Below are 12,301 nucleotides of genomic sequence, written 5' to 3'. Positions count from 1 at the left end.
TTATAAAAAAAATATCTTGTGATTTAATTAAGCGTATATTTGTTGCCCAAAACTAAAATTGTTTATTTACAATAAATTAAACCACAATTAATCATGAAAGAAAGTGTAGCGTCTTTTATTGAAGCAGTAGCTAAAAGAAATTCAAATGAGCCTGAATTCATGCAGGCAGTTCAAGAGGTAGCTGAAACAGTTATCCCTTTCATTGAAGAAAATAAAAAATACCAAGGCAAAATGCTTTTGGAGCGTATGGTTGAGCCAGAGCGCGTAGTTATGTTTAGAGTTGCTTGGGTTGATGATGCAGGAAATACTCAAGTTAATAGAGGTTTCCGTATTCAAATGAATTCAGCTATTGGACCTTATAAAGGTGGTCTTCGTTTTCACCCTTCAGTAAACTTAAGTATTTTGAAATTCTTAGCTTTTGAGCAAGTATTCAAAAACAGCTTAACGACATTACCTATGGGTGGTGGTAAAGGAGGTTCTGATTTTGATCCTAAAGGAAAATCAGATGTTGAAATCATGCGTTTTTGTCAAGCTTTCATGACAGAATTAGCGAAACATATCGGTGCTGATACTGACGTTCCTGCTGGAGATATCGGTGTAGGAGGAAGAGAAGTAGGTTATATGTTTGGTCAATATAAAAGATTAAGAAATGAATTTACAGGAGTTTTAACTGGAAAAGGTATCACTTTTGGAGGTTCATTAATCCGTCCTGAGGCAACTGGTTATGGAGATGTGTATTTTGCACAAAACATGTTGGCTACTAGAGGAGATAGTTTTCAAGGAAAAACTGTTGTGGTTTCAGGTTCTGGTAACGTTGCGCAATATGCTATTGAAAAAGCAACTGAATTAGGAGCTAAAGTTGTAACTGCTTCAGATTCTTCAGGATATATTTATGATGCAGATGGTATCGATGCAGATAAATTAGCTTTCATCATGGAATTGAAAAATGAAAGAAGAGGAAGAATTGCTGAGTATGTTCAACAATATCCAAACGCTAAATTCTTTGAAGGAAAACGCCCTTGGGAAGTAAAATGTGATATCGCATTACCATGTGCTACTCAAAATGAGTTAAACGGAGAAGAGGCTAAAATGTTAGTGGATAACGGATGTTTCTGTATTGCTGAAGGAGCTAATATGCCTTCAACTCCAGAAGCTATTGAAGTGTTCCATGCTGCTAAAGTTTTATTCGCACCAGGAAAAGCGTCTAATGCAGGTGGAGTTGCAACTTCAGGTTTAGAAATGTCACAAAACTCTTTACGTCTGAATTGGACAAGAGAAGAAGTGGATGAAAGATTAAAAAGAATTATGGCTGACATTCACGAATCATGTGTGAAGTATGGTACAGATGCTACTGGATATGTTGATTATGTAAAAGGAGCTAATATCGCTGGTTTCGTTAAGGTTGCAGATGCAATGTTAGCACAAGGAGTGGTGTAATATCACTTTGTAATAAATATTTTAAAAGGCTTCATTTATGAAGCCTTTTTTATTTAGTGTATACCTAAAATTAGTTTTAATCGTTTATATTATATTTGTATAAAATTGAAATTCATGAAATTTAAAATATTCTATTTGCTTCTTTTAATTGGAAACTTTCTTTTTGGTCAGGAAAACCAACTTTGGAAAGGATATTTTTCCTACAATCAAATAGTAGATTTAGATGAAAGTGTTGATGCTATTTATGCTGGAACCGATAATAGTGTTTTTTATAAAAAACTAAACGATCAGGATGTAAGTATTTATAATTCTGTTAATGGGTTAAAGCCAGAATCAATTACATGTGTTTTACATTCTGATTTTCTGGATAAAGTATTGGTTGGAAATGATAATGGTTTGCTATTGGTGGTGAATAGTGATGGTAGTATTGCGCAAAAAGTTGATATTATTGAGGAAGTCCCTGTGCCAGCATCAAAAAAGAAAATAAATGATTTGTATGAATATGATGGGAAGGTGTATGTTGCAACAAATTATGGTATTTCAGTTTTCGATTTGTCAAGTTTAGAATTTACCATCACATATTTTATAAGTCCTACTGGAAGTGAAACAGAAGTTTTGCAAACTACGGTTTTAAACAATGATATTTATGCTGTAACTCGAGAACATGGTATTCGTAAAGCAAGTCTTTCTAATCCTTTTTTATACGATTATAATCAGTGGCAAACTTTTGATGCAGGTTATTGGAATGGTATTGTGACTTTCAATGACGAGCTCGTTGCAATGAACGTTGATGGCTATACCTATCGCTATAATATAAGTGGATTTGTGCAAATTTTGAATCAAAATCAATTGGGATTACGTTTGAAAACTAATGGTAATCAAGTTGTTATAACAACATCAAACCATGTTTATGTATTGAATCAACAATATATACAAGAGGCTCACATAACCGCTATTCCAGATTATAATGTAGTGTTTAGTGCTGCTACAGTTGTAGGTTCAATACTCTATATTGGCACAGAGAAAAATGGATTGTTTTCAACTTCATTATTAAATCCCACTGTATTTGAAAATATGTCGCCGAACGGACCGATTCAAAATTATACATTTAGAGTAAAAAAGGCACCTAATACGCTTTGGGTTGTACATGGCGATTATTCTAGGCTTTATAATCCTTATCCATTGGATGAAATTGGGGTTAGTAAGTATTATAACGATAAGGGATGGGTTAATATTCCTTATGAAGATTTGTTGGAAGCTAAATCATTGTCAGATATTGCTATTAATCCGAATAATGCTGATGAGGTTTATATTACATCGTATTTTTCAGGTTTATTGAAGTTTCAAGGAGATAATATTACCCTCTTTAATAGCCAAAATACTGGGCCAAACGGATTGGAAACGCTAGTGTTGTCTCCACCAGATCCTAATTATATTGATGTCAGAATCAATAGTCCTTCTTTTGATAAACAAGGGAATTTATGGGTGACTAATTCTAGGGTGAATAGGGCCTTGAAGGTTTTGCGAACAGATGGACAATGGCAATCCTATAATTTCCAAGGTATTGCTCCTAGTGTAGCTAGTGGTCGTTATGCACCAATGGCAATTGATAAGAATAATACCAAATGGATACCTGCAATAAATGATGGATTAATTGCTTTTAACGACGTAATGAATAATAAGTTTATCGTAATCAACTCAGAAAACGGAAATTTGCCTGATCCTGATGTGCGCTGTGTGGCTATTGACAGCCGTAATCAATTGTGGATTGGTACTTTCAAAGGGCTTAGAGTCCTGCCAAGTGTGGATCGGTTCTTGACCGATAATCAATTGTCAACAAACGCTATAATTATTCAAGAAGGGGATTTGGCGCAAGAGTTATTCTATCAACAAACGATTTTGGATATAGCGGTTGATGGTGCAAATAGGAAATGGATTTCAATTGCAGATGGAGGTGTTTTCTTAGTGTCGCAAAATGGACAGCAAACAATTTATCGTTTTGATAAAACGAATTCACCTTTACCAAGCAATAATGTAGTAGATATTGAAATTGATGGTGCTACGGGTGAAGTGTTCTTTGCGACAGATAAGGGATTAGTTTCCTTTTTAGGTATTGCAACAAAACCAAGTGATAATTTAGCTAATGTGTTTGTGTATCCCAATCCTGTTCGCCCAGAGTTTATAGGAACAGTGAAGATTGCAGGGTTAACAGATCAAGCTAATGTTAAAATTACGGATATTGAAGGGAATTTGGTGTATGAAACTACTTCTGCAGGTGGAACAATTGAATGGGATACCACTGCTTTTGGTAAACATAAAGTAGCATCAGGTGTTTATATGGTTTTTGTGGCTACAGATGATGGTTCTGATACTACAGTTAAAAAAGTAATGATTATACGCTAATGCTTGTCAAAACAAAAGCTATTGTTTTATCGAGTCTGAAATACCAAGAAAAAAGTTTAATCGTTAAGTGTTTGACTTTTTCAGATGGTATCAAAAGTTATTTTGTAAACAATGCTTTTACGGGTAAAAATAATAAACAGAGGGTTGCTTTCTTTCAGCCAATGACACAGTTGGAAATTGAGGCGAATCACAAAAACAAAGGTGTTTTAGAACGTTTCAAAGAAGTTAAGATAAGTCACTCTTACCGAACGATTCACGCTGATATTGTTAAAACTACCATAGTGCTGTTTCTGTCGGAAATGTTGCATCATGCTATAAAGGAAGAAGGGAAAAATGAGGATCTATTCGAATTTTTAGAAACAGCTTTTTTGTGGCTGGATCATCATGATGAAATAGCGAATTTTCATATTATTATTTTGTTGCAAATCACTAAGTATTTAGGGTTTTATCCGCAAAATGATTCAGAAGAATTCTCTTTTTTTGATATTTCAGAAGGCGTGTTTGTGGAATCCCAAGCATTAAGTTGTCTGTCTTCAGATGAAACAATGCTTTTTAAGAAGTTGATGTGTTTAAAGTTTGATGATGATCAGCGCATTTTTTCAGGGAATCAACGTCAATTATTACTTAAAATCCTCATCGATTATTATTCTTTCAATATTGAAGGTTTTCGTAAACCGAAATCGCTTGATGTTTTGAGAGAAGTATTTGCTTAGTCAATCCTCTAATTATCAATAAAACTTTTGCTGTTTTCCTGTTGCCTATTGCTTTATAAATCATTACTTTCGCAAATTGATTAAAGAATACGACAAAATGAGCGCAAAATTTACTGAATACAAAGGACTTAACTTGCCTACAGTAGCATCTGAAGTACTTGATTTTTGGAAAAAAGAAAACATCTTTGAAAAAAGTGTAACAACACGTGAAGGGAACCAACCGTATGTGTTTTTTGAAGGGCCGCCTTCTGCAAACGGATTGCCTGGAATTCACCACGTTATGGCACGTGCTATTAAAGATATTTTTTGTCGTTATAAAACTCAAAAGGGTTACCAAGTTAAACGTAAAGCAGGTTGGGATACTCATGGTCTACCAGTTGAACTTGGAACCGAAAAAGAATTGGGTATTACCAAAGAAGACATCGGAACTAAGATCTCTGTTGCAGAATATAACGAAGCGTGTAAACGTACGGTTATGCGTTATACTGATGTTTGGAACGATTTAACTGAAAAAATGGGTTATTGGGTAGATATGGAAGACCCATATGTGACCTACAAATCAAAATACATGGAATCGGTTTGGTGGTTGCTAAAGCAAATCTACTCGAAAGATTTGATGTACAAAGGCTATACAATCCAACCGTATTCTCCAAAAGCCGGAACGGGATTATCTTCTCACGAGGTCAACCAACCGGGTTCGTATCGCGATGTAACCGATACAACAATTGTAACGCAGTTTAAAGCAATTGAATCTACTTTGCCTAGTTTTTTACAGGGTTTTGGAACGGTTCACTTTTTAGCATGGACAACTACTCCTTGGACATTACCATCGAACACAGCTTTAACAGTTGGACCTAAAATTGATTATGTATTAGTTAAAACATTCAATCAATATACTTTCGAACCAATCAATGTTGTTTTAGCTAAAAATTTAGTTGGAAAACAATTTGGTGGAAAATATTTTGTTGCGGAATCTGAAGAAGATTTCACAAATTACAAAGCAGAAGATAAAAAAATACCGTACCAAATTTTAACTGAAGCAAAAGGTGCTGATTTAGTAGGGATTAAATACGAGCAATTATTACCATTCACTTTGCCATATCAAACACCTGAAAACGCATTCCGTGTAATTTCTGGTGATTTCGTAACGACAGAAGATGGTACGGGTATCGTGCATACTGCGCCTACATTTGGAGCAGATGATGCCAAAGTGGCTAAAGAAGCTACTCCTGAAGTGCCTCCAATGTTAGTTTTGGATGAAAATGGAAATCCTGTTCCATTAGTAGATTTACAAGGGAAGTTTGTAAGTCAAATGGGAGATTTTGCAGGGAAATATGTGAAAAATGAGTATTACAACGAAGGGGAAGCACCGGAGAAATCGGTGGATGTTGAAATTGCGATTCGTTTAAAAGAAGAGAATAAAGCCTTTAAGGTTGAGAAATATGTGCACAGTTATCCACATTGCTGGAGAACGGATAAGCCAATTTTATATTACCCATTGGATTCATGGTTCATCAAAATTACGGATGTAAAAGATCGTATGTTTGATTTAAATGAAACGATTAACTGGAAACCAAAAGCTACAGGAGAAGGCCGTTTTGGAAATTGGTTAAAAAATGCAAACGATTGGAATTTATCACGTTCGCGTTATTGGGGTATCCCATTGCCAATTTGGAGAACTGAAGATGGTACAGAAGAGGTAATAATGGGTTCAGTTGAAGAATTGTACAATGCTATTGAAAAGGCAATTGCTGCTGGTTTTATGAATGAGAATCCTTATAAAGGATTTGAAATTGGGAATATGGATGAAGCCAACTACGAATTGGTTGATTTGCATAAAAATGTTGTCGATAATATAATTTTAGTTTCCAATTCGGGTAAACCAATGAAACGCGAAACAGACTTAATTGACGTTTGGTTTGATTCTGGTTCTATGCCGTATGCACAATGGCATTATCCATTTGAAAATAAAGAAAAGATTGAAGGTAATCAAGATTTTCCTGCAGACTTTATTGCGGAAGGTGTTGATCAGACCCGTGGGTGGTTTTATACGCTTCACGCAATAGGAACATTGGTTTTTGATAAAGTTGCCTATAAAAACGTAGTGTCAAACGGATTAGTATTGGATAAAAATGGACAAAAAATGTCAAAGCGTTTGGGTAATGCTGTTGATCCATTTGAAACATTGAAAGAGTACGGTCCAGATGCGACGCGTTGGTACATGATTGCAAATGCAAATCCATGGGACAACTTGAAATTTGATATTGAAGGAGTTGCTGAGGTACGTAGAAAATTCTTTGGTACGTTGTATAACACGTATTCTTTTTTCGCGTTATACGCTAATATAGATGGTTTTAAATATGCTGAGGCTGAAATTCCATTAGAAGAACGACCAGAAATTGATCGTTGGATTTTGTCAGAATTAAACACTTTGATAAAAGATGTAGATGCATTTTACGCAGAATATGAACCAACAAAAGCAGCACGTGCTATTTCGGATTTCGTTCAAGAGAACTTGAGTAACTGGTATGTGCGTTTGTGTAGAAGACGTTTCTGGAAAGGGGATTATGCACAGGATAAGATTGCAGCTTATCAGACTTTATATACGTGTTTGGTAACTGTAGCGAAGCTTGGAGCGCCGATTGCACCGTTTTTCATGGAGAAACTTTACAAAGATTTAACGCAAGCTACACATACGGAAAGTTTTGAGAGTGTACATTTGGCCGAGTTTCCAAAATACGTTGAAAACTTTGTTAATAAATCGTTAGAAAGTAAAATGTTAAAGGCGCAAACGGTTTCTTCTTTAGTGTTGTCACTACGTAAGAAAGAAATGATAAAAGTGCGTCAACCTTTGCAAAGGGTAATGATTCCAGTACTTGACAAAGATTTTAAAGCTGAAATTGAGGCTATTTCTGACCTAATTAAAGCAGAAGTTAATGTAAAAGAGATTGAATTATTAGAGGATGCATCAGGTGTGTTAGTGAAGCAAATTAAACCTAATTTTAAGGCACTTGGACCACGTTTTGGAAAAGATATGGGTCTGATTTCTAAGGAGATACAATGTTTTTCGCAAGAACAAATCAATGCTTTAGAGAAACAAGGAGAGTTAACACTTGACATTTCAGGAAAAAGTATTAATTTAACAATCGCAGATGTAGAGATTTCGTCACAGGATATTCCAGGGTGGTTGGTAGCTAATGCTAATGGAATTACAGTAGCATTAGACATTACAATAACAGACGAATTGCGTAATGAAGGTATCGCCAGGGAGTTGGTGAATAGAATTCAAAACATCCGTAAAGATTCAGGATTTGAAGTAACCGATAAGATTAGAGTTCAATTGCAAAAAGAAGCAATAATTGAACAAGCTGTACAAGCAAATGAGGATTACATCAAGTCGGAAACTTTAACTAACGAACTTATTTTTGTAGACAATATTGAGAATGGTACAGAAATTGAGTTTGATGAGTTGCAAACAAAAGTATTAATTTCTAAATAGAGTTGCCCCAACGGTCTTCTCTAGCAAATTAAAAGTAATAACCTTAATATTGTAAATTATGGTAGAGGAAAAGACAAGATATTCAGACGCAGATTTGGCTGAATTCAGAGAGCTTATCAAAGGGAAAATTGAGAAAGCGCAACATGACTTGGACTTGATTAAAAGTGCCTACATGAATGATTTGAATAACGGAACGGATGATACGTCACCTACGTTTAAAGCATTTGAAGAGGGTAGCGAAACCATGTCTAAAGAAGCAAATTCTCAGTTGGCTATTCGTCAAGAAAAGTTTTTAAGAGATTTAAAAAACGCCTTGATTCGAATTGAGAATAAAACCTATGGTATTTGTAAGGTAACAGGAAAATTAATTAGTAAAGAACGTTTAAAAATAGTTCCACATGCTACAATGAGTATCGAAGCAAAGAACTTACAACGTTAAACTTAAAATAAAAAGAGAGAAACGCTCCAGTTGGAGCGTTTTTTATTTGTGAAAATCCGTATTTTTGCTCAAATTTTTAACAGAATGTCATTAAAGAAAGCCTATTTATTAGTAATTATTATTTTACTAGTTGACCAAATTTCAAAAATATATGTAAAAACCAATTTCTTTATAAACGAGGAAGTATATGTGTTTGAATGGTTTCGTATTCATTTTATTGAAAATGAAGGAATGGCATGGGGTGCAGTAATACCGGGTGATTATGGAAAGTTGATTTTAACATTATTTAGAATTGTTGCTGTTTTTGGTATTGCTTGGTGGCTTTGGGATTCAGTTAAAAAGAAACATTCCAATTTTTTAATTATAGCTGTTGCTTTAATTTTGGCGGGTGCAGTAGGTAATATTATCGATTCTGTGTTTTACGGTGTAATGTTTAATGATAGTTACCATCAAGTAGCAACTATGTTTGCAGATGAGCCTTACGGAAAGTGGTTTTATGGTGAAGTAGTAGATATGTTTTACTTTCCTATTTGGGAAGGAAATTTACCAACATGGCTGCCAATATGGGGTGGGAAGCATTTTACCTTTTTTAACGCCATCTTTAACGTTGCTGATGTAGCAATTTCTACAGGTGTTGGGATCTTAATTGTATTCAATAAGAAAGCCTTTGGCTCAAAATAATTTGAAAGCATATAAATAAAAACAAAACCCCAATTTTAAAATTGGGGTTTTGTTTTTAACGTTTTTTACGATGACCTGGAGTGTAGTGTTTGGCACTTTTAGAGCCGTTATACTTTTTTAAATGACCAGGAGGCACAGGTTTTCTTTTTACCACGGTCTTATGATGATGGTGGCTGTGGTGAACGTGGCAACTGCTAAATCCTATAGCAAGCACCAATGTTGAAAGACCTAATAAGGCTTTTCTTAAAAAGTTGTTTTTCATAAAAATGGGGCATAATTGATACGAAAATACTGTTAAATTTTGAATTTCAAAATACTTTTTGGTGTAATGCAATAATCTAATTTTACGTCAGTTTCAAAAACATCATCGATTATTTCTTCTGGTTCAAAATAGGAAAGCCCAATTTTAATCACATCGTTTTTGCATTCGCTTAAAAACTTATCATAAAAGCCTTTTCCATAACCAATACGATTTCCACTCCTATCATAGGCTAAAAGCGGCACAAATACCACGTCAATCATTTCTACAGGTACTGGTAAGCCACTTACAGGTTCTGGGATACCATATTCATTTTTCTTGATTTTGGTATTGTCAGTAAGTAAGTAATGCGACATTGAAGTGGTTTCAAAATCACTTTTAGAAATTACAATTTCTTTGTCTTTACCAGCCAATATTTGCAAAAGATATTCAGTGTCTATTTCTTTTTGTGTTTCTATTGGTAAGAACAGGTGGTAATAGGTTTTATCCCAAATATCCATTTTTGCCAAACGATTAGCGATAGCCAAACTCAATTCGTCAATTTGGTTATCACTTAATTGGCTTCTAAGTGTTTTGTATTTTTTTCGTAATGCTTTTTTATCCATTTATCGACGCTTTCAATTCGTCTATAAAAGTAGTTAAATGTTCAATTTCCACATGGTCCATCAGTACAATTTTGTACCATTTGTTGTTTTCATTGTGTTGTTGTGGTACTAAATCATATTTCTCAGCGATATCGTGCGGTATGTTTTCAGCATGGATGGTAACAATATTCATATTAGACTCTCGGAAATAGGAAATGTTTAGTTTGTCAAGTTCGCTACATAAAAACTGTGTACGCATTTGGAGTATACTGATTTTTTCAAACCATCCATAAGGACCATATGTGAATAGAATCATCCAAACAGCAACTGCATTTGCTCCAGAGCGGCTTCCACAAAGCGTTAAGTCCATTCCTTCTACATATTCGGCTTCTTTGGTTAATACATTTTGGATTAATCCTTTTCGGCAAATAAAAATCCCTGTTCCATAAGGTGCTTGAAGCATTTTGTGCGCATCAATTGTAATAGAGCTTATTTTAGGATTGCTAAAGTTAATAACCGATTTTTTATTGCTGAATGGGTAAACAAAACCACCATAAGCACCATCTATGTGTAATTTGTAGGTTAGGTTGTGTTTTTCAAGAACTGAAGTATAATCATCTGGATTGTCAACCGAACCGAACATGGTAGTTCCCATATTGGAAACAGCGATAAAATATTTTTTACCGTTTTCTTTTGCTTTTACAATGATATCTTCGAGAGCTTTTTTATCTATAGCTCTAGTTTCAAATCCTACAGGAATGCTTAACCAATCAATTTGAAGTAAATTGGAAGCTTTTGGAATAGAATAATGGGTGTCTTCCGATGCTAAAATGGCAATCTGGTCAAGTTTTGCTTGGTATTCATTCATGAAAAAGTTTCGGAATACCCAAATGGCTTGTATGTTTGCTTCTGTTCCACCAGGTGCAATATAACCGTCAAAGTCTTTTTCTTGTAATTTAAAAACATCTGTGGCTAATACATTTAAAACTTCACGTTCAATTTCTTGGGTGCCACTAAAAGCTGTTTCAGATGTTCCAAAAGTATGGCAGCCAATATTATTAGGGTTTGCAACATAAGTTTGTAAGGTGGGCGCATCTTTTAAAAAAGGAGCATCATCGTAAAAAACTTTTCCGTCAAGTTTTGATGCGGGATAACCTAAAGAGGCATCTTTAGAAAAATTAACATTTTCCAATAAAGCCTGTTGAATTCTATGTTTTAATTGTTCGTGTTTGAGTTTCTTCCAAAATTGCATAATCTATCAAGTTTCTTGCAAAACTAAAGATAGGTAAAAAATAAAAACATGATAAATGTTAGGTTATGTGTTTATTTGAGTTGCAATATGGAAAATAGCATCTCCTTGGTAGACAATTGCGGCATCATTAACATTTATAATGTAGCCATTTGCTGTAGCTCTTACGGGATGTTCTACTTTTCCAAATGGATCGGATATTGTTGCCAAAACCGTTCCTTTTTTTACAAAACTACCAATTTTAACTAATCCAATAAACATTCCAGAATAATGCGCTCGAATCCAATTTGATTTTTCGATAAACAAAGTATCGTTATTAGATTTTGTGGTTTCATGCTTTAAAGAAAGCATATCCAGGTGTGAAAGAAATCGTTTTGTACCTTCTATGCCTTCTTGCGTGATTGCATTATTCAAGTCAAGCGACTTACCGCCTTCAAAAAGTAACATTTTTACATTGAGTTTTGTACAAGTATTTCGAAACGAACCTTGAATGTTTTTGGAATATAAGGTAAACGGCGCATTGAAAACTTTTGCTAACTCCTTAAGTTCTGAATTGTTTGGGATAATCCTTATTTGTGGGGCATTAAATCTGCTAGCGCCACCCGCGTGAAAATCTACCGCATAATCCAATACCGGAATGATTTCTTTTACTAAGAAATGAGCAAACCGACTCGCTAATGAGCCCGTTTTGCTGCCCGGAAAAACCCTATTTAAATCACGGCCATCTGGAAATTCTCTTTTTTGGTTAATGAAACCGAAAATGTTAATAATAGGTATACAAATAATGGTGCCTTTTTTAGGTTTGTTTATTTTTTGAATAATGAGTTGACGGACTATTTCAGTACCATTGATTTCGTCACCATGTAAACCGGCACTGAATAAAACTATTGGGCCTTCAATTTTAGAACGTTCAACAATTACGGGTATTTTCAGTTTTGCCATCGTGTGTAATTTTGCAATCTCCACATCAATAGTTTTACTCTCTCCAGGTAGAATGCTTTCGCCTAAAAGTTGTAGCGCTTTGTTTTTCATTTTAT

General features: G+C 34.7%; 9 protein-coding genes. 6 read left to right on the top strand and 3 right to left on the bottom strand.

All coding sequences use genetic code 11. From position 1 onward, the window contains the following. The first annotated feature begins 93 nt into the window (after positions 1–93). From gdhA to ACFS5J_RS08875, 6 genes are all read left to right on the top strand, one after another. Entirely contained in the window at positions 94–1,437 is a 1,344-nt protein-coding gene (gene gdhA, locus ACFS5J_RS08900; protein ID WP_379811760.1) for an NADP-specific glutamate dehydrogenase, read from the top strand. Between the two features lie 114 nt (positions 1,438–1,551). Continuing rightward, the gene (gene porZ / locus ACFS5J_RS08895; protein ID WP_379811759.1) at positions 1,552–3,840 is read left to right on the top strand and encodes a type IX secretion system anionic LPS delivery protein PorZ; all 2,289 of its coding nucleotides are present in this window, start codon (positions 1,552–1,554) and stop codon (positions 3,838–3,840) included. After that, the gene (recO, locus tag ACFS5J_RS08890) at positions 3,840–4,553 is read left to right on the top strand and encodes a DNA repair protein RecO (protein WP_379811758.1); all 714 of its coding nucleotides are present in this window, start codon (positions 3,840–3,842) and stop codon (positions 4,551–4,553) included. The genes porZ and recO overlap by 1 nt, the downstream gene beginning before the upstream one ends. Positions 4,554–4,650: 97 nt before the next feature. Beyond that, positions 4,651–8,052, top strand: a complete 3,402-nt coding sequence (gene ileS, locus ACFS5J_RS08885) for an isoleucine--tRNA ligase (RefSeq protein WP_379811757.1) — start codon at positions 4,651–4,653, stop codon at positions 8,050–8,052. A gap of 58 nt (positions 8,053–8,110) precedes the next feature. After that, the gene (locus ACFS5J_RS08880) at positions 8,111–8,491 is read left to right on the top strand and encodes a TraR/DksA family transcriptional regulator (protein ID WP_379811756.1); all 381 of its coding nucleotides are present in this window, start codon (positions 8,111–8,113) and stop codon (positions 8,489–8,491) included. 84 nt (positions 8,492–8,575) lie between these two features. Continuing rightward, entirely contained in the window at positions 8,576–9,172 is a 597-nt protein-coding gene (locus tag ACFS5J_RS08875) for a lipoprotein signal peptidase (RefSeq protein WP_379811755.1), read from the top strand. Positions 9,173–9,466: 294 nt separating this feature from the next. On the opposite strand, the gene ACFS5J_RS08870 is transcribed toward ACFS5J_RS08875, so the two are convergent. The 3 genes from ACFS5J_RS08870 to ACFS5J_RS08860 form a co-directional block, all read right to left on the bottom strand. Continuing rightward, positions 9,467–10,036 carry a 5-formyltetrahydrofolate cyclo-ligase gene (locus tag ACFS5J_RS08870; protein ID WP_379811754.1) on the bottom strand — a complete coding sequence of 190 codons (570 nt, stop codon included), beginning with the start codon at positions 10,034–10,036 and terminating at the stop codon, positions 9,467–9,469. After that, a complete protein-coding gene (locus ACFS5J_RS08865; RefSeq protein ID WP_379811753.1) occupies positions 10,029–11,267 on the bottom strand; it encodes a pyridoxal-dependent decarboxylase in 1,239 nt (412 codons plus the stop codon). The genes ACFS5J_RS08870 and ACFS5J_RS08865 overlap by 8 nt, the downstream gene beginning before the upstream one ends. A gap of 63 nt (positions 11,268–11,330) precedes the next feature. Next, positions 11,331–12,296 carry a succinylglutamate desuccinylase/aspartoacylase family protein gene (locus tag ACFS5J_RS08860; RefSeq protein ID WP_379811752.1) on the bottom strand — a complete coding sequence of 322 codons (966 nt, stop codon included), beginning with the start codon at positions 12,294–12,296 and terminating at the stop codon, positions 11,331–11,333. Positions 12,297–12,301: the final 5 nt, after the last annotated feature.

Origin of the sequence: Flavobacterium chuncheonense (genome assembly GCF_042686145.1) — a bacterium.
GTDB lineage: Bacteria > Bacteroidota > Bacteroidia > Flavobacteriales > Flavobacteriaceae > Flavobacterium > Flavobacterium chuncheonense.
This window is presented reverse-complemented; position numbering and strand designations above follow the sequence as displayed.